We start from the raw sequence: 19,054 nt of genomic DNA, 5'->3' as shown, positions 1-19,054 counted from the left end.
AAAGCCGCTCCCTTAATCTCAGGGAGCGGCTTTTTCGTTAAATGTCATAATCACGATCGTAAAAGAACGCTTCGTCAGAACCATGGGTCGTTTCTGGCTGAATTGTCACGTGATCGATATTGTACTTAGTTTTTAACACTTGGTTAATCCGTGCATAAATTGCTTGAACATCATCTAATTCCATGTTGTCCATGTTAACGTGAGCCGAAAAAACAATACTGTTTTCATCCACCATCAGGGCATGGACGTGGTGCACCTTTTTGATCCCCTTGATGTGCAGTAAGTCCCGGTTAATCCCGGCATAATCCAACTGCGGGGCACACTCCATCAGGATCAGCACCGTCTTTTTGATCACCGGCCAGCTTTCGTAAATAATGTACAGAGCCACCAAAATGGTAATCAACGGATCCACAAAGGTCCATCCAGACACCATGATCACCACGCCCCCAACGATAATCCCCACGGAGGCCAAGGCGTCGCTTAGCAGGTGCAGATACGTCGCCTTCAGGTTCAAATTGTGTTGGGCCCCCCGGTTTAACAACATGGTTGAGCCTAAGTTAGCAACCGCACTAATGACTGCCACCCAAATCATCACGCCACTCTCAATTTTTTCTGGGTGCAACAAACGGGTGCCAGCTTCCATCAGCAAAAAGACCGAAAGAATCACTAAAAACAGTGAATTAAATAGTGCTGCAAGAATCTCCGCTCGTTTAAATCCATAGGTATTAACCCGCGTTTGCTTACGTTTGCTTAAAACATGGGCTCCATAGCTAAAAATAATGGAAAGCGAGTCACCCAGGTTATGGGCAGCATCCGATAACAGCGATAAACTTCCTGACAATAAGCCCCCTAAAAATTCAAGCAGGGTAATGGTTGCATTTAATAACGTTACCGCGAGAAACCGCCGGCCCGTTAATTGTTCTTCGTGTTCATGCATCAACAGTCTCCTTCATCATTCGACCTCATTGAGCTGGTGGGAATTAAATAAACTTCCCGTTGTATTCGTTAGTGGGCATTGCCTGAAAGTCATACTGGGATACTTCTTCCGGTGTTTTAAGGTAGGCGTGCAGACTTTCTCCAATCATCAGATTGACAGTGCCCGTCTTTTCATGAAAAACCACGACCGGAGTCCCCTTTTGAACGGCATACCCAATTTCAAAGGCGGTTCCACTATCCACGTGTTCCCCTTCAAAATCAAGAATGGCCACCACCGCTTCCGCTGCATCAATGTTACTAACGTCCGTATGATAGATTGCAGTCGCCCACGGCTTAGTAAACTGTTCATGTTCCGTTTCCTGGTTCTTTCGCGGAGAAAAGAAGTCCTGTACCGTCGGATTTTGGGTCAAAGCGGCTTCAATCTTTTCAATCCGAGCTACTTGTTCGTCACTAAAAAAGGGACCTGCTAAATAAATTTGTGCCATTGTTTTACTCCTTTATGCCGTTAGGCTTGTACCATCCGCCAATTGCCTTCGTTGGCTTTGGAAATTTGATTTAAAAAATGCAGGACGTTTTCTGCCCGATCATGATCATGCTCATTTAGTTTATTTAAACCCAGACCGGTGTTCATGGGCTGACTGAGTTGAAATTCACCTTGATCATCAGCTGCTCCGGTTGCAAATGCCATCACGGTTTCCCCCGTGGCAATCTTAGTTACAATGAAAAACAACGAAAAATCATCGTCGTCCGTCATGTAAACCGGCATCGCCCAGATTTCTGGCGCGATTTCATTCATCTCATACTCCATGAACTTATAGTCCTTATGGTTTTTGGGGGTTACCGGCGTTTTTAGCGTAAACATCATGTTGGCAAACGCCGCTCCCCCAAGCTTGATTCCATCTTCCACGGTCAATCCTCCTTATCATCACTCATATTTTAGCATATCCGCCGGCAGGGGCGCGTTAAATTCTAACCGTTCGTTACTAAAGGGATCTAGAAACGCGAGTTGTTCCGCATGTAAAGCCTGGCGCTTAATTCCTTGGTTGAGCGGTCCCCCGTACAGTTCATCCCCCAATAACGGATGGCCTAGGTGCGCAAAATGAACCCGAATTTGGTGGGTACGCCCCGTATGCAGCTGGACTCGTACTCTAGTCGCAGCGGAAAAGCGGTGTTCCACCCAGTACTCCGTTTCAGCTGCCTGGCCGGCAGGCGTTACTTTTCGGGCAATCTGATCTCCCACGCGGCCAATCGGAAACCGCACGATTCCATGGTCCTGGTCTAAGTAACCACTTACGACCGCTTGATACTGCTTATGGAGGTGGTGTTGCGCTAGTAACTGATCGGCATAGCCCGTGGCTAACCGATGTTTGGCTACCAACACTACCCCACTGGTAAACCGATCTAACCGGGTAATGACATGCGGACGTAAGTCAACCGCTCCTTGAGCCTGGAGGTGCCCCTTCACCCGGTTAACCAAGGTGTCGGTACGGTTACTTGGTCCCGGAACGCTGGTCAATCCGGCGGGCTTGTTCACCACCAACCAGTGCTCATTTTCAAAGAGAATGGCCAGGGAATGCTTGCTTGGTGGAACGTTGGGATCACTGAGTTCGGGTGGGAAGGTTACAGTGAGCGTTTCTCCAGGGGCAATCAAGCGCGTGGGCGCAATCACAGTTTCATTAACCGCAAAGCTCCGGGAGGCTCGTTTGGTTGCTTGATACAAGCGGTTACTAACTCCGGCCATCGTTAACAACCGTTTGACAGACAGCGGTTGGTCCGTTTGATTTGGAAATTGAATTTGCATGTACCCTCCTCTAACTTTAAAAAAATTTCCCATCACCAACTGGCCATGGGAAATCATGATCATTAATTTTTTTACTAGCGGAATAACTTATGCCGAATGAAGAGTAAGTCGTAAATTCCGACGCCTCCCATGACTAACAGCGCAATTCCAGAAACCCAGAATGATAACCGGGGACTGTCTGAACTAAAGACTTGGTTGATTCCCCCCAAGACAACGGGAGCCAGAAAGATTCCGATGTTACTCCCAATCAAGAGGATCGAAGTCGTCACGTTCAAAGTTCCCTTCGGGGCAATGTCAGCTGCTACGTTCAGAATGTAAGTTACAACCATGGTATCTAACATCGTAATTAAGAACATTCCTAAAGCCGCGGTAAAGAAACCGTGGGCCAGGCCAACGATGATCTGACTAATTCCCGTAGCAAGCAACGCCAGTGGCAGCATGAACTTCCGAAAGGCAGTTAGTGCATTTCCAAACACGATCCCTCCCATCAGACCAAAGAACGGAGCAATACTGATAATCATTGCCGACTGTGCAATTGTCCCCAAGTGGGCGTGCTCGATGAATGAGGACAAACGAACGGTAGCCCCCACGTACGTTATCTGGTAAGCAGCCAATAACATCGTCCAAAATACCACGTCTGGATTAAGCCGGGGTGCCCGCTTGCTAACTTCCATTTTAGGTTCTTCCTTTGGTTCCGGAACAAAGTAGTAAAACAAAATGGCAACCGGAAAGGCAATTGCGTAAACCAGAAAGGAACTGTGCCAACCGTAGTCAACCAGAAGCGCTCCGGCAATGTACGCACAGATTGCGTTTCCGAGCATTTCGAATCCACTTCGATAACCCATCAACCGGTCCTTTAGCTTTCCTTCAAAGAAGGTTCCGATCAAACTCACAGCTAACCCATTAATGAGTCCTAATCCGATTCCAAAGCAAAACCGAGAGATTAACACCACGTAGTAATTCGTGGCAATGAGGGGGATCATCCCAAAGACCCCACTAATAAGTAACCCAACAATTACCGTCCGTTTGGGCTTCATGTATTTAGCGACCCAATTACTCAACAGTAACATGATAATAACTGCTAACGAGGGCATGGTGGCGATAATTTCAATCGCCGAATACGAATGCCCCGGAAAGGCCTTTTGCCACTGCGGAACGGCCGCTGAAACCGAAAGGGCACTAGCCAAAACCAGGGAAACTGATAACAGGGAAAACCGCATCATCGGCGAATAGGTCCCCCGTACCAGATCAGAAAGTCTGAATCGTTTGATTTTTTCCACGCCATTGCTTCTTTTTGCCATGCCGTTTCTCCTTTTGTGTAAAATTTAATGGTATCATTTAAACATCCCGCTTTAGTATAGAAAAAGCGCGCCAAAAATAAAAGGCTTTCCCGTAATTTCTTGCTTGTGAAGGCCAAAAAAGCATGCTAAATTTAAAAGAAAGCCGAGAAAGGAAGTTTTTCCATGTTAAAAAAAGCCATGGGACTCGCACTGGTGGGACTCGCGGCGGGAATCTTTGTTAGTACTACGACCCCCGCTCCATCACTTGCTGCTCCCGAGCAAACCCAAAAGGTTAAAAATACCGCCCAGCTCGATACACTAGAAATCGACGTTCCCGCTCAAGTAACCGTCAAAGAGGGCAATGAGTTTACGGTGACCTCTTCTAACTTTGCTAAAGACCAGAAGGTAAACGTCATTAAAAACGAAGACCACATTAACATCTCCCTCAAAGACCAACAACTGTGGGATCAGTTAAAGCACAATCACAAGCTCAAAACCAAGCTAGTCGTTACGATTCCAAAGATTACCAATCCGAATACCGTAAAGATTAACTCCCGTGATGTAACCTTTAACGCCCCGGCAAACGTTAAAAACTTTCAAGTTGACAGTAACGGTGGTGATGTCACACTTAACAAGGCCAAGTTTAAAAAGACAAGAATTCACAGCGCCAACGGAAGCGTCACCAGTAACAGCAGCCAAACCGGAAAAACGACCGTCAAGTCAGAAAGTGGCGACGTCCGCTTTTTAAACAGCAACCCGACTAACCTTACGATCGAATCCGGCAGTGGGGACGTTACGATCCATAAAGTTACCACCACAAAGCCCGTGAAAATTGACAGTAGTGCGGGTGACGTTGCCTTCGACCAATCGAACCTAAACCAGGTCAAGGTGGATTCTGGCAGTGGCGAAATCGAGAGCCATGATTTAGCTGCTAAAAACCTTGATTTTAATAGCGGTTCTGGTGGAGTCATCATCGATAGTAAAAAACTGGCTAATTACAACCAAGTCAAAATCAACAGTGAGAGTGGCGACGTTCAGGTTAAAAACGCCAAAATCAACCACAGTAACATCAACACGGATGGTGGCGATCTAGACCTGCAACACGTTTCTATCAAACATAAAGATAATTCAACTGACTAATGATTAAACAAAAAGGTGAACTGCGATGCAGTTCACCTTTTTTCGTGTTATCTACTTGTCTTTTTTCAAGTGTAAAGTCAACGCATTGATTGCTACAATCACCGTGGACAGCGACATGATAATGGCTCCCACTGCCGGTGAAAGGATAATCCCAATTGGTGCCAGGATTCCAGCCGCCAGCGGCATGGCAATGATGTTGTAGCCGGCTCCCCACCAGAGGTTTTCCACCATCTTGCGGTTCGTAGCTTTAGCAAGATTCAAGAAATTAATGATGTCTTCTGGATCACTACGGACCAGCACGACGTCGGCCGAATCAATGGCAACGTCCGTTCCGGCTCCAATGGCAATCCCAATGTTAGCTCGTGAGAGACTCGGGGCATCGTTAATTCCATCTCCCACCATCATGACGTGATTCCCCTGTTGCTCTGCTTTGGCAATCACCTGCTCCTTATCGGCTGGTAATAATTCGGCGTGATATTCGATGTCCCCCAGTTCGTGGGCCACCCGCTTCGCTGACAAATCATTATCCCCAGTTAACATGACTGGTTTAATGTTCATCTGGCGCAGATGGTCAATCAGGTGTTGTGATTCCGGCCGCAACACGTCTCCTTGGGCGGTTAAACCAAGCACCTTGCCATCCTGAACTAGGTAACTAATCGAATTTCCAGCGCCCGCTAACTTTTCAAACTGAGCGTGATCGTAAGCAATTTGGTGTTGGTCTAGGTACTTAGCCGTGACAATCTGATAGAACTGACCAGCTACGGTTCCGGTTACTCCGACCCCTTGAATGGCTTGCATGTCAGTAGCGGGATCAATCGTTAAGCCGCGCCGCTTGGCTTCACTAACTAATCCAGTGGCCAACGGGTGACTCGAGTTGGCCTGCACGTCAGCAAACAGATTTAACAATTCTGTTTCTGACAAATCACTGGTACTAACTAAAGCGTTTAACTGAAAGACTCCCTTGGTCAGGGTTCCCGTCTTGTCCATGAAGACGTAGTCCAGTTTGTTAACCTCTTCAATCGCCTGCCGGTTTCTGATTAGTAATCCATTTTGGGCGGCAATCGAGGTACTCCGGGCAATAACTAACGGAACGGCAAGTCCTAGGGCGTGCGGGCACGCAATTACCAACACCGTTACCATCCGTTCGAGTCCCATACTGAACCCACTAATGATGGTCCAAATCACCAGAGCTAAAATCCCGATTGTCAGCGCTGCGTAGAATAACCACCGGGCTACTTTGTTGGCCAACGTTTCGGCCTTGGATTTTTCCTTTTGCGCCTGTTGGACCAAGTTAATCACCTGAGACAGGTACCCGTCACTGCTGGTAGCCGTAACCTGGACCCGTAAACTACCGTCTCCGTTGACAGAACCACCAATGACCTTGCTCCCTTGCTTTTTAGCAACGGCCTTGGCTTCTCCCGTGACTAACGCTTCATTAACGTCACTAGAACCAGAGGTTACGACCCCATCAATTGGAATTTTTTCACCGGGTTGAACCACAACCACTTGTTCCTTTTGCAGTTGGCCCACAGGAACATCCGTAGTTTGCCCGTCTGCAGTCACAAGGTGGGCCGAATCAGGCAGTAAGGCGGCCATCTTTTGCAACGCACTTCCGGCGTTCATAACCGCTCCCATTTCAATCCAGTGCCCTAATAACATGATGACAATCAAGCTGGCAAGTTCCCAGAAGAAATCCATCACGTGGGCCTGCGGATTAATGAAAGTTTTAATCACAAAGGAATACAAACTGTAAAGGTAGGCCACTGAAATCCCCATTGTAATTAAGGTCATCATCGCTGGGGCGTGGTCTTCCAATTCTCCCTTGGCCCCAGAAAAGAAGGGTTGCCCCCCGTAAAAGAAGAGAATCGTCGATAAAATCATGACTACCCATTCGGAGCCGGGGAAGGTAATTTGAAATGGCAATACAATTCCCATGAATGGTGATAAAAGTAGGATTGGAATCGCTAAGATTAACGAAATCCAAAAGCGCCGTTTGAAGTTGCCCATGTTCATCATGTGGCCACCGCCCATATCCATATCCATTTCCATGGAACCGTGGTTCATGTTCATAGCCCCATGCTTCATGTGCATTCCGTGCATATCGTTCATCTTGTCGTTTTTCATGTTCATCTGTTGCATGTCCATGGAATCATGTTGCATGTCATGATCCATGTGCGTTTGGTGTTCGTCTGTTTTCATGATTTACTCCTTTTCATGTTCATGACAGTCGGCTATTCGATCAGGGAGGCAGTTGCAGTCTACCGTTTCGGGAGCCGTGAGAAGCTTCTCTGCCAATTTTTGTTGCAGAGCCTGAATGTCTGAACGACTAATCTCCGTTTTCTGAATCAGATCTAAGAGCACTTGTCCCTTGTGCATCTCACACAGTTGTGTAAACAAGGCCTCTGCGGTTTCATTCATCGCCAGTTGCTCACTAACCTGGGGATGATACATAAACTGCCGTCCATCCTTGGTCGTGGTTAATAAATCTTTATCACACAACCGGCGGAGCAGAGTTTTAATCGTGGAAGTCTTCCAATCCGATTGTTGCTGGATTTCCGTAACGATTTGCGTTGTAGAACTCGGACCTAACGACCAAATCAACCGCATTACCTTCCATTCAGCTGGGGTAATATCTAGTGGTTGCGTTGTTTCAGTCATTTGCTCACCTCGTTTCGTTTACACTTGTAAATTTCAATTATTAGTATAATCTACAATTGTAACTTTTGCAACCAATCTGCTTCAAAAAAACACCATCAACAAGTGATAGTGTTCTCTTGCATTAATATTTTCTTAGATAGAGCCGGTCAATCATGTGCTGGGGGCCCTTGTGGATAATGAGATTCGCCCGATCTCGCGTTGGCAAAATGTACTCGTTCAAATTCGGGAGGTTAATTTTCTGCCACGTTTGTTTGGCAATTGCGAGTGCCTCTGCCTGGGAATACTTGGTGTAGCGATAAAAATAGTTATGCGGATCGGTAAAAGCGGTCTGCAGTAACTTTTGAAACCGCGTGAGATACCAGTGTTCAATCAACTGTGACTCGGCATCAATGTAAATAGCAAAATCCGTGAAATCACTGATGTAGAGATGTTCTTCAGCCGGAATCTGCAGGGTATTGATTCCCTCAATGATCAAAAAGTCGGGTTGCTCAATCCGAGTCACCTGGTCAGGGACAATGTCATAGGTTTGGTGCGAGTACACCGGAGCCTCGACTACCGGTTCTCCGGCTTTTACTCGCAGTAAGAAGTCAATCAGCCGCGCCATGTCGTAACTTTCTGGAAACCCCTTACGGTCCAGTAAACCCCGTTCCGTTAGAGTTTTCGTCGGATACAAAAAACCGTCGGTGGTCACCAGTTGGGTCTTGCGGTTGGGCAACAACTGGGTTAACAGATACTGTAACAATCGCGCGGTCGTCGATTTTCCGACCGCCACGCTTCCTGAAATCCCAATGATAAAGGGGATGGTCCGCGGCGTTTGGTGCAAAAAGTCCATCTTGCGCTGTTGCCATTGGTGATACGAATCAAAGGCGCCCCGTAGAAGTTGAATTAGGGGCATGTAGACCTGTTGGACGTCCATAATCGAGATTTGATCGTTAAAGGCCTTCAATTGCTCTAAAGTGGTCGCATCAATTGGTTGAATGGTGGTGGGATAGAATTGGGCCCAGGTCGCTTTATCGTAAGCATCAAAATTTTCCATTTGCTACTCCTTTATCAACTGATAATCGGCTGGGTTCACGGCGTTAAAGAGCGGCGATGGAGTTCCGATTGAAATAATTGTCAGCCGGTGCATCGCCCGGGTACAAATGGTGTAGACCAGCTTGTCATCGTGCACCGTTGGATAATTTTGCTGGGAGCCGTTCCACATGACCACCGCGTCAAATTCAAGCCCCTTGGCAAGGTACGCTGGCACAATCACGACGCCCTTGGCCAGCCGCTGATTTTCGGTTTGAATCAAAGTGGCTGTAATTCTCTGCTGCTGCAATGCTTGGGCAACGGTTCGACACTCAGCCAGGGTCTTGCCAATTACTGCCGTGGTTTCGTGGTCGGCTTGATTGGTTTTAATCGTCTGAATCAGTGTCTGCACGGCCTGCTGCTGATCAGTAGCAACCGCCAACCTTGGCTGTTCTCCCTGCCGGGCGTAAGCCTCAATTGCTTCTCCATCTGGCAGTAACTGCTTGGTAAAGTTCGTAATCTGAGCAGTCGACCGGTAGGACTTCAACAGTTTAATCACCCGGATTTTGTCAGGATCAAAGAGTTGCTTTAAATCGTCCATCAACGTTTGACTGCTATCGCGAGTAAAGATGGCCTGATTCAAATCACCTAGAACCGTAAACTTAGCCCGGGGATAATTCCACTGGAGGTAGGCTAACTGAAACGGCGTATAATCCTGCACTTCATCAACAAACAGGTACCGCATCTTCAGGTCTGGTCGCTTACCGGTTACCAGGTCAAACAGATAGAGGTACATTGACACATCGGCCATGCTGATTTTCCCCGCTTGAAACCGGTTCACTGTAGCCGTGACACTGGCCTGCCAGTCAGCAGCGCTGACCCCCCACTCACTTAAGTTTACCCAATTTGGGAGCGCCCGCAGTAGGTTCACAAACTGCTGATTGATGTTAAAAAAGCGGTTCCGTTTGATCTGTTGGTGAACCTTAGCAAAAGCGGCCTTAACCACCTGACGAGCTAAAAAGCGCGCGTCCTGATCATCATCGGTCCGCTGCCGTCCGGCCTTGGCGTGGAGCATCTCAATTTGTTCGCTGCTCAGTCCTTCCACCGCTTCTTCTACCCACCGCTTCTTCATTTCCGCTCCCATGTGGCGCTTTAAAATTTTAAGCAGCTCTGTCCTCGTTGCCTCTAAGCGGTTGCGGAGGTTGTAATTAGCGTTAAAACTGCGATAAATTTCTGCAATTTGTTCCTTAGAAATTAGAACCTTCCCCTGGAACCGGATGTTACGAAAAATGGCGCCCGTTTGGTTGAGACTGTCCGCATACCGGCCTTCTGCTTGAAACAATTCCAAACTGTTTTTCAGCGTGGTCACGTTGTGTGGTTCATCCATCAGACTCTCATCAAAGCGCTGTTGCAACGTTTCGACCGTTAACCGGGGCACTCTGCGTCGCATGAACTGGTAGTAGGTCATCTGCACCATGTTTTGTTCGCCCAGTTCGGGAAGCACCTGGTTAATGTAATCATTAAAGAGCTGGTTCGGTGAAAAAAGAATTACCTGTCCCGGCGTTAGCTTCCCCCGGTACCGGTACAAAAGATAGGCGACCCGTTGCAGGACCGCTGCCGTCTTTCCGGAGCCAGCGACCCCCTGCACAAACAAGAGATCCGCGCTGGTATCACGGATAATTGCATTTTGTTCCTTTTGAATCGTCGTGACGATGCTTTTCATTTTGGTGTCCGACTGGTGGCTGAGGTTTTCTAATAACACCCGATCCCCCACTGCCTCGTCCGTATCAAAGACCTGGGTCAACTGACCGTTCTTAATCTGCAATTCCCGTTTTAAGGTCACATTAACCCGTTGCGGCCCACTGGGGGCGTCGTACGTCATTGCACCAATCCCACTGTCGTAATAAACACTACTAATCGGAGCACGCCAGTCATAGATTAGGTATTCATCTGCATCATCTGGATTCACGAAGGACGCTAACCCAATGTAAATCTTTTCTGGCGTTGCTTCCCCTTGCTCCTGTAGGTCAATTCGAGCAAAATAAGCATTTTGATCTAACTTTTGCAGCGTTTCTAAATCGCGCGTGGCCGTCTGCCAGCGATTTTGGCGTTGCTCGAGCATTTGCTGTTGTTGCCGTACGGAAACCCCTGTTTCCATTTGACCCTCATAGGTACTGGTTTTTAGCCGCACGTCATCGTAAAAGTGATCTTCCAGTTCCTGTTGACTCTGTTTGGCAGTTTGAATCGTCGTTGCCGTTTTTTGCTCGGCAATTTTCAGCTTGCCCCGGACAAAGTCCAAGTGCTGTTGTTCAGCTTGTTTAATCTTGGAGTTATCTGCTTCCATCGTGCACCTCCGCTTGTTTAATCGATGAATCATTTTAACACATCCAACCGCTAAACACGATGAAACCGCCAATAAGTATGATAAACTGAAGCTAAATCAAGCTGCACAAGGAGGAATTTTCCATGACTGGAATCAACCTATACTTTGTTCGCCATGGACAAACACAATTAAATCACTACCACCGGATTCAAGGCTGGTCTGATACTGATTTAACCGAAAAAGGGGTGCAGGACGCTGTCATCGCTGCCAACCATTTAAGTCAGATTACCTTTGATCAAGCCTATAGTAGTGACACCAAGCGGGCGAGTCGGACCGCCCGGATTATTTTGGAAGCTAATCCCGCCCCGTTGAGTGAACCCGTGCAAAAACCAGCCCTGCGCGAAGAAAACTTTGGCTACTTTGAGGGAAACGATACCGGTCAAACGTGGAGCATCGTCGGTGGTCCCCACGGCTGTTATTCATATCCAGAGTTAATTGAGACCTTTGGAATTGAAAAAACCCGTGATTTAATTGCCGCTGCCGATCCATACGGGGAAGCCGAAAACGACCAACAGTTTTGGGCGCGTCTGCAACCCGGCCTGGATGAAATTGTCGCTAACGCACAACCGGGCCAAAACATCCTGGTGGTAGCGCACGGAACCCTAATTAAAAGTATTGTCAGTCAGTTTAGTGACTTTGACATTGCGGCTTCCATCCTAAACGGGAGCGTCACCAAGTTAAACTATCAAGACGGTACGTTTACCGTTGTTTACTACAATCAAAAGGAGAATTAATGGAATCAACCGAAACTCCCGTTATTACCATCGGACTAAACGTCAATCATCCCAATTTTAACTACTCAATGACAGAGCTCAACGAACTCGTTGTGGCGAACCACATGGAAAGCATTGCCACGGTGGTCCAAAAACTAGATCATCCAGACGCTGGTACGTACTTTGGTAAGGGCAAAATTGAAGAACTAGCCGACCTCATTCGTAGCACGGAGGCCGATACTATCGTTGCCAATGACGAACTTAGTCCTAGCCAAATTCGTAACATCGAAGCGGCCACCAAGGCCACGGTTATGGATCGAACCGGATTGATTTTAGAAATCTTTGCTAACCGGGCGCACACCAAGGAAGCCCAACTGCAGGTACAACTGGCGAAACTCCGTTACCAACTGCCCCGGTTGCGCACTAGTTCTAGTCAACGCTTAGACCAACAGTCTGCTGGAGGCGGGTTAGCCAACCGGGGAGCCGGAGAAACCCAGCTAGAACTGAATCGTCGAACCATCGAACATCAAATTAGCCACGTCCGCCATGAGCTCAAAGAACTTGACCGTTCCTATGCCACTCAAAGTCAGCGCCGCAAAGAAAACCGGGTCAAGACGGTAGCACTCGTCGGCTACACCAATGCCGGCAAGTCTACCATCATGAACCAACTAGTCCAGCGTTTCGGGGCCAATGAAGATAAGCAGGTCTTTGTGAAGGACATGCTATTTGCCACGCTGGATACTAGCGTCCGAAAACTAGAACTGCCGGGACACAAGCAGTTCTTGCTCAGTGACACGGTCGGCTTTGTTAGTGAACTTCCCCATCAACTGGTGGAAGCCTTTAAATCAACGCTGAAGGAAGCGGCGACGGCGGACCTCTTGATTCAGGTGGTTGACTATTCTGATCAAAACCAAGAACTCATGATGCAAACCACCCAACAAACGCTCCAAGAAATTGGGGTTCCCGACCTGCCCATGATTACGGCCTTTAACAAGGCAGACCGCACGGAAAGTCGGTTCCCTGACCGCGCCGGAGAAAACCTAATCATGTCAGCGCTAGATCACGCTTCTATTGATGAGCTTGCCACAATGATTACTGACCAACTCTTTGCTGATTACGTACAAAAAACCTACCTTTTTCCGTTTCAAGCGGGCGATCTTGTTTCCCGTTTTAATCAGGAGTTTGACGTGCAAAGCACGGACTATCAAGCTGATGGCACAAAATTAACGGTCTCGTTACCCCAGGAAGAAGCCGCGCGTTATCAAAAATACGAAATTGAGTAAGTTAATGTTTGACAACTGTTCATTTTCTGTATACAATAATGGCATTGCTTAAAGATGAAATTGCGGAGTACGTCTGCTCAGAGAGTCCACGGTGCTGTAATGTGGATCAGATTCCCGCTTTAGCCGCTTTAAGCTTCATGAACGTTAATTAACAAAAAGTGCTTCCAGTTTTCTGGAAGAATTTGGGTGGAACCGCGCGTCACAACGTCCCTAACTAATTGTTAGGGACGTTTTTTGTTCGGCTCCAACTTTTTAAAGGAGGAATCATCATGAACAAACCAACTAAACAGGAAGACGTTTCGTTAAACCGATCCCTTGGACTCTGGTCCGCATTAGCATTGGTAGTTGGAACTATCATTGGGGTGGGAATCTTTGTCCGCCAGGCAGCGGTAATCAATGACGCCGGCTCTGCCAAAGCTGCCCTGCTAGCCTGGTTAGCGGGGGGACTGTTAACCCTTGCTGCCGGACTCACGATTGCAGAGATTGCCTCACAAATTCCCAGTACCGGTGGGCTTTATGCTTACATGGAAGCCATTTACAATAAATTTTGGGGCTTTTTATCCGGATGGATGCAAATCATCGTCTACGGTCCGGCCATGATTGCGGCCTTAGGTTCCTACCTGGCCATTCTGGTCTTAGACTTCTTCCATCTCCCGGGATTCTGGACCCTGCCGATTGCACTTGGCTCCATTATCTTGGTAGGAATCTTAAACATCTTTCCGAACCGGTACGGGGGCGCTTTTGCAATCATTACCACGATTTGCAAGCTGGTTCCGGTTGCGGCCCTGATTATTTTTGGACTCTTCTTTGGACACGCGGATGCCTTTTCTCAAAGTGTTAGTGGGATCCACACCACCGCTGGAGGCTTTGGAGTGGCCATGTTAGCGACCTTGTTTGCCTTTGACGGTTGGATTTTAGTGGCCAACCTGGGGGGCGAAATTAAGAACCCGAAAAAGATGTTACCCCGAGCAATCTCTTTGGGAATCATGCTGGTCATGATCATCTACCTGCTAGTTTCTTATGGAGTTTTAAAGAGCATTGGTCCCGCTAAAATTCACGAACTCGGAACCACGGCGATTCCATACATTGCTAACCAAGACTTCGGCGTCTGGGGGGGAAAAGCGCTCAGCATTGGAATTATCATCTCCATCATCGGGTGCATGAATGGAAAAATCATGACTTTCCCGCGGATTATGTATGCGATGGCAGAAGAAAAACAACTACCAGGCTCCAAATGGCTTGCATACCTCAACCCGAAAACTCGGACGCCGGTTTTTGCCATCATCGCTACGCTAATCATCGCGGGCTTGATGATCTGCTTCACTAATCCAGACCGGATCTCTGAACTCTGTATCTTCACCGTCTACTGTTTCTACGTGATGGCCTTTGTGGGAGTCTTCTTACTCAGAAAACGCAATCCGCACCAGATGCGGGTCTTCTCCGTCCCCCTCTTTCCATTCACGCCGATTGTGGCCATTTTCGGTTCCTTGTTTGTAATTGGCTCCGAAATCTTCTCCGATCCAATTGGAGTTCTGGTTTCCTTAGGCATTGTGGCGATTGGGATCCCCATTTATTACTACAAGGTGATGCGGACAAAACCATCTGCTAAATAATGCTAATCAAAAAAAGAAGTGCCAAATGGCACTTCTTTTTTTAGTTAAAATCTTGCATTAATTCCGCCACTAATTCGGCGACGGTAGGTTCGGTTTGGATCAAATCTAAACCCGTGTTAACACTAATTTCGCCCTCTTTTAGTTTACCGTGGAGCATTGCCGGACGCACCCCGCCCATTTCTCGGGTTTGGTGGAAAGTCGTCTGATCACCAGCTTTAAACCGCCGGGCTAGTTCCTTCATTCTCTCGTTTGAAAGCGACCGTTGGTTGGGAGCTACTAACAGCAAATCTTCTGCGGTGCTCTTCATAATCTTTTGCTTGGTCACGGGTGCTGTTCGGGCTTCCTGGGTGACCAAGAAGCGGCTCCCCACAAAGACCCCTTCTGCTCCCAATGCCATTGCTGCTCTGACTCCACGCACGTCGTTAATTCCGCCGGCAGCTAACACTGGGATTGAAACGGCATCCGCAATCCGGGGAACCGTCGTAAAGGTCCCGTTCCCATGGGTGGGAATCACGCCCCCTTCGTCGTATCCCGTTGCCACAATTAAGTCAGCACCCAGTTCTACCTGCCGCCGTGCTTCATCTGGGGTTGGATTGTAACTACGCGCAATCAGGATTGCTCCCACCGCTTTCACTTGCCGATAAATCGCTTCATCTGGTTCGCCCCCTACCAAAAAGAAGCGGATGCCAAGTGCCAACGAACGCTCTAACACTCGTTGGGCATAGGATTGATCTTCCCCCTGCGGATTCAATCCTAGGGTCATCGCAATCGACCCGTTCGTCTGCGCTTGCGCTAGTTTGATCTGCTTTTCCATGATCTGCATCCCCTCTTGAGCCAGGGAATCGCGACCAGCATTGGGGCCAAATGTACCTAATCCCCCTGCATTTGCGACCGCCGCCACTAACCGGGCATCTGTTAGCCAGTTCATCGGCGCTTGAATTAATGGATACTTTGTTTGCAAAATGTCTGTCACTCGATTGTGCATGTTTATTCCACCTTTACTTACTTTTAGTAATTGATTTTACTAGAGTTCGGCTACAAACACAAGAACCACGTCTCCACATGCAAACCATTCGAAAAAAACATCCGGAACCGTTATAATGACCCTTTAGAAACTAAAAAGGAGATTTTTACCAATGAAAATTATGATTATTGGTGGTTCTGGCCGGGTCGGAGCCGCTTTAACCCACGAATTACTAAAAGATCAACACAACGAAATTGTCATTGCTGCTGCTCACCCAGCGAAAGCGGAAGCTTTAGCAGCATTAGACCGCGTCCATGTCGAAAAATTAGAGTTAGCCACGGCCAGTCTCTCTGACCTGACCCAGTTAGAAACCGGCATGGATGCCATCTACTTTACGGCTGGTTCCCGGGGAACTGACTTAGTCAACGTGGACAGTTTTGGAGCTATCAAGACGATGATTGCTGCTGAAGCTGCTCACGTGGGGCGCTACATCATGTTAAGTTCCTTTGGTTCCTTAGACATCAACAGCTGGCTCAATCACGATCGATACGCAAGTTTACAAGCCTACCAAGCAGCCAAGTTCATGGCCGATGATTATCTCAGCCACCGCACGACTTTAAACTATACCATCCTGCAACCGAGTTCTCTGACAGAGGAAGCAGGAACGGGCTTAGTCACTTTGAATCCAACGCAACACAGTGCTAGCAACCCGATTCCAGACGTAGCCGCAGTTTTAGCAGCGAGTCTGCAAAACCCCCACACGAACCAAAAAGTAATTACGATGCAAAGTGGAGAGACTCCCATTGTAACCGCGCTTGACCAACTTTAATTTTCTGCACAACAAAAGCCAACTCCTGACGTTCAATCAGGAACTGGCTTTTTAAATACCTTAAATAACGTCGCCACCGGCAACCAAAGCTTCGTGATAGTTCACCATTGTTCCCACGTAGTACGGAACCAGCCAGAATAACCCAATTCCCAGCGTCAAAAACGACAAGATGGCCCACCCGATGAAGGACAAGTTCAAACAGAATAATTCCATTTTATGGCCATCCATCAACGCCCGGCTCTCCGTAATGATCTCGTTAAGATCCGGAGCGGTTTCTCCTCTGATTACGTGATCCCGGTAAATAAAGAGGGCTTGGGAATAAGCTAGACTCTTTACGATGCCGGGAATAATCAACAACAGTGACCACAACAGCGTGTAGATTTCCACCACGATGCAAAGTAAAAACGGTCCCCAGGGGCGTGGGGTTGAGAGCATGTTCCGAAAAGTGGTGGTTAACGGAGAAGCTGGTGCACGGTTAAAGTCGAACCACTCGCTAAACGTCAACACCATCCCGACCGTTGCAAAACTCCCGAGGACGGCATATAGAATCCCGGATGATGCCGTAAAATACGTCACGATTACAAACGGAAGGCCAATTAAAATGGCAGTTCCCCAGTTTCCGGCAAAATTACGTAACGTTTTTTGTTTTAATAGTTGAAAGTTCATGATTTCACCTCGTCTTATTATTTTCGTTTAATATTATAAAACGTATAATATCAAACTGCAACCACTAAAAAAGAGGACTCCCGATCGAGAGTCCTCTAGTTGTTTAGTTTGTTGATGATTTTCGTTTCCGTTTGCGGTCAAATAGAACGTAACCAACAATCATGGCCGCAAAGAAGATTACCGTTGCAACCACTGAGAGTCGGGTCTGCCCATTAACTAACAAGACCACTAACACAGCCAGGTAAAAGAGAATCGTGATGTAACTGGAACCTGGGAACCACGGCATTTTAAAGTGATCAGCCGGGTTGGAGTTGGTTCGTTTGTAACGAATGTGGGTAATCATGATGATGATCCACACGAAGATAAAGCTCATCGTGGCTACTCCCGTAATCAGGAGGAAGATCTTGCTAGGGTAGAAGTAGTTTAGCAACACAATCCCTAAAAAGAGAATTGATGAGAACAAGATGCCGACGTACGGAACGTTGTGCCGCGACAATTTACTAAACGACTGCGGTGCTTGTCCGTTTTTCCCCAGAATGTATAACGTCCGTGAGGTTGAAAAGATTGCAGAATTAGCAGCGGACAAGGCCGAGGTTAAGACCACGAAGTTAATGATGTCAGCGGCATACCGAATCCCCAGCCCCGCAAAGATTTGAACGAACGGTGACTGGCTAGGATTAATCTGATTCCAGGGGTACACTGACATAATCACAATCATGGAACCGACGTAAAACAAACCAATTCGCATGGGAACCGAATTAATCGCCTTAGGAATATCCTTTTGGGGATCCTTTGTTTCCCCGGCAGTTAATCCCACCATTTCAATTCCAGTAAAGGCAAAGATTACAATTGGAAAGGCCATGATAAAGCCACTGATTCCCGTGGCAAAGAATCCGCCATGGTCAAACAAGTTGGCTAATGAAGCGGTGGTTCCGTGAGTGTGAAAGCCCACCGCAATCATTCCGATTCCCGCGACAATCAACGCTAAGATTGCAAAGACCTTAATGCTCGAAAATGCAGATTCTAGTTCTCCAAACCAGGCCACGTTGATCAAGTTAAAGGCCACGAGGACCGTCACCACGATCAGGGGCATGATCCACTGGGGTAACGAAGGAAACCAAAAGTGCATGTAGATTCCAGAAGCCGTCAAATCGGCCATGGCCAGACTAGCCCAACTGAGCCAGTAGGCCCAGCCAATCGCAAACTCCCATTTTTCTCCCAGGTACTGACGAACAAAATCAATGAAAGAATGAAACTTCAGGTTTGAGAGCAATAGTTCTCCAACCGCCCGCATCATTAGATACGAGAAAATTCCCGTAATTAAGTACGCCAGAATCAAGGCCGGCCCTGCCGACTTAATTCCCTCTCCGGATCCTAAGAATAATCCGGTTCCGATGGCACCTCCAATGGCAATCATCTGCACATGGCGGGAGGTCAGGCCCCGGTTTAGATCTTGTTCTTCAGTTACTTCAGGTTTATGAGCCATATTCAACACCTTTCTAAAACAAAAATGTCTCCGTTTCAAATCAGGTCGGTTTGGCGTCGAGACATTTTTAATTGGAAATTATAAATTTTTTCTTAAACAATCTGTTCATCATCGTATCAAGATTGAAAATTGTTGTCAACTAAGTTGCCTAGCTACCCTAGCATGATACACTAGGAACGAGGAGGAACCCCTATGAAAATTAGAAATGCCCTCGTTGTAATTGCTTTGATTTTGATTTTTTTGGCAATCATCGGGCTCTCATGGAACATCCAACACTAAGAACTGAAAGAC

General features: G+C 47.5%; 17 protein-coding genes. 5 read left to right on the top strand and 12 right to left on the bottom strand.

What is annotated here, in order from left to right; genetic code table 11:
* Positions 1 to 37 precede the first annotated feature (37 nt).
* The 5 genes from M3M39_RS02780 to M3M39_RS02760 all read right to left on the bottom strand — a co-directional run bounded on the left by M3M39_RS02780 (position 38) and on the right by M3M39_RS02760 (position 4,038).
* Positions 38 to 937, bottom strand: a complete 900-nt coding sequence (locus M3M39_RS02780) for a cation diffusion facilitator family transporter (protein WP_252797708.1) — start codon at positions 935 to 937, stop codon at positions 38 to 40.
* A 43-nt stretch (positions 938 to 980) separates the two neighbouring features.
* On the bottom strand, positions 981 to 1,421 hold the full coding sequence (locus M3M39_RS02775; RefSeq protein WP_252797707.1) for a nucleoside 2-deoxyribosyltransferase: 441 nt from the start codon (positions 1,419 to 1,421) through the stop codon (positions 981 to 983).
* A gap of 20 nt (positions 1,422 to 1,441) precedes the next feature.
* Positions 1,442 to 1,843: a hypothetical protein gene (locus M3M39_RS02770; RefSeq protein ID WP_252797706.1), complete on the bottom strand. Its 402-nt coding sequence runs from the start codon at positions 1,841 to 1,843 to the stop codon at positions 1,442 to 1,444.
* An 18-nt stretch (positions 1,844 to 1,861) separates the two neighbouring features.
* Positions 1,862 to 2,737, bottom strand: a complete 876-nt coding sequence (locus tag M3M39_RS02765) for an RluA family pseudouridine synthase (RefSeq protein ID WP_252797705.1) — start codon at positions 2,735 to 2,737, stop codon at positions 1,862 to 1,864.
* A gap of 74 nt (positions 2,738 to 2,811) precedes the next feature.
* Positions 2,812 to 4,038: an MFS transporter gene (locus tag M3M39_RS02760; RefSeq protein ID WP_252797704.1), complete on the bottom strand. Its 1,227-nt coding sequence runs from the start codon at positions 4,036 to 4,038 to the stop codon at positions 2,812 to 2,814.
* Positions 4,039 to 4,200: 162 nt separating this feature from the next.
* On the opposite strand from M3M39_RS02760, the gene M3M39_RS02755 reads away from it, so the two are divergent.
* The gene (locus M3M39_RS02755; RefSeq protein WP_252797703.1) at positions 4,201 to 5,157 is read left to right on the top strand and encodes a DUF4097 family beta strand repeat-containing protein; all 957 of its coding nucleotides are present in this window, start codon (positions 4,201 to 4,203) and stop codon (positions 5,155 to 5,157) included.
* A 51-nt stretch (positions 5,158 to 5,208) separates the two neighbouring features.
* On the opposite strand, the gene M3M39_RS02750 is transcribed toward M3M39_RS02755, so the two are convergent.
* From M3M39_RS02750 to helD, 4 genes are all read right to left on the bottom strand, one after another.
* Positions 5,209 to 7,356, bottom strand: coding sequence for a heavy metal translocating P-type ATPase (locus M3M39_RS02750; protein WP_252797702.1), 2,148 nt, complete (start codon positions 7,354 to 7,356; stop codon positions 5,209 to 5,211).
* 3 nt (positions 7,357 to 7,359) lie between these two features.
* Positions 7,360 to 7,815, bottom strand: coding sequence for a CopY/TcrY family copper transport repressor (locus M3M39_RS02745; protein WP_252797701.1), 456 nt, complete (start codon positions 7,813 to 7,815; stop codon positions 7,360 to 7,362).
* A gap of 121 nt (positions 7,816 to 7,936) precedes the next feature.
* Positions 7,937 to 8,851, bottom strand: coding sequence for a type I pantothenate kinase (gene coaA / locus M3M39_RS02740; RefSeq protein WP_252797700.1), 915 nt, complete (start codon positions 8,849 to 8,851; stop codon positions 7,937 to 7,939).
* 3 nt (positions 8,852 to 8,854) lie between these two features.
* Positions 8,855 to 11,170: an RNA polymerase recycling motor HelD gene (gene helD, locus M3M39_RS02735; protein WP_252797699.1), complete on the bottom strand. Its 2,316-nt coding sequence runs from the start codon at positions 11,168 to 11,170 to the stop codon at positions 8,855 to 8,857.
* Between the two features lie 122 nt (positions 11,171 to 11,292).
* Between helD and M3M39_RS02730 the strand changes: the two genes are divergently transcribed.
* The 3 genes from M3M39_RS02730 (at position 11,293) to M3M39_RS02720 (ending at position 14,818) form a co-directional block, all read left to right on the top strand.
* Positions 11,293 to 11,943 carry a histidine phosphatase family protein gene (locus M3M39_RS02730; protein ID WP_252797698.1) on the top strand — a complete coding sequence of 217 codons (651 nt, stop codon included), beginning with the start codon at positions 11,293 to 11,295 and terminating at the stop codon, positions 11,941 to 11,943.
* Positions 11,943 to 13,205, top strand: a complete 1,263-nt coding sequence (hflX, locus tag M3M39_RS02725; RefSeq protein WP_252797697.1) for a GTPase HflX — start codon at positions 11,943 to 11,945, stop codon at positions 13,203 to 13,205. Before M3M39_RS02730 ends, hflX begins: the two co-directional genes overlap by 1 nt.
* Before the next feature lie 269 nt (positions 13,206 to 13,474).
* Complete coding sequence (locus tag M3M39_RS02720; protein WP_252797696.1) at positions 13,475 to 14,818, top strand: APC family permease; 1,344 nt, start codon at positions 13,475 to 13,477, stop codon at positions 14,816 to 14,818.
* A gap of 40 nt (positions 14,819 to 14,858) precedes the next feature.
* On the opposite strand, the gene M3M39_RS02715 is transcribed toward M3M39_RS02720, so the two are convergent.
* The gene (locus tag M3M39_RS02715) at positions 14,859 to 15,803 is read right to left on the bottom strand and encodes an NAD(P)H-dependent flavin oxidoreductase (RefSeq protein WP_252797695.1); all 945 of its coding nucleotides are present in this window, start codon (positions 15,801 to 15,803) and stop codon (positions 14,859 to 14,861) included.
* 151 nt (positions 15,804 to 15,954) lie between these two features.
* Here M3M39_RS02715 and M3M39_RS02710 point away from each other — a divergent pair, with 151 nt between their 5' ends.
* On the top strand, positions 15,955 to 16,611 hold the full coding sequence (locus tag M3M39_RS02710) for an NAD(P)H-binding protein (protein WP_252797694.1): 657 nt from the start codon (positions 15,955 to 15,957) through the stop codon (positions 16,609 to 16,611).
* Between the two features lie 60 nt (positions 16,612 to 16,671).
* Here M3M39_RS02710 and M3M39_RS02705 read toward each other — a convergent pair whose 3' ends face one another.
* Entirely contained in the window at positions 16,672 to 17,277 is a 606-nt protein-coding gene (locus M3M39_RS02705) for a DUF975 family protein (RefSeq protein WP_252797693.1), read from the bottom strand.
* A 103-nt stretch (positions 17,278 to 17,380) separates the two neighbouring features.
* On the bottom strand, positions 17,381 to 18,763 hold the full coding sequence (locus M3M39_RS02700) for an amino acid permease (RefSeq protein ID WP_252797692.1): 1,383 nt from the start codon (positions 18,761 to 18,763) through the stop codon (positions 17,381 to 17,383).
* Positions 18,764 to 19,054 lie beyond the last annotated feature (291 nt).

It is taken from the genome of Fructilactobacillus hinvesii, assembly GCF_024029435.1.
Lineage (GTDB): Bacteria > Bacillota > Bacilli > Lactobacillales > Lactobacillaceae > Fructilactobacillus > Fructilactobacillus hinvesii.
Note: the sequence above shows the minus strand (reverse complement) of the source record. Positions and strands in the feature narration are given on the sequence as shown.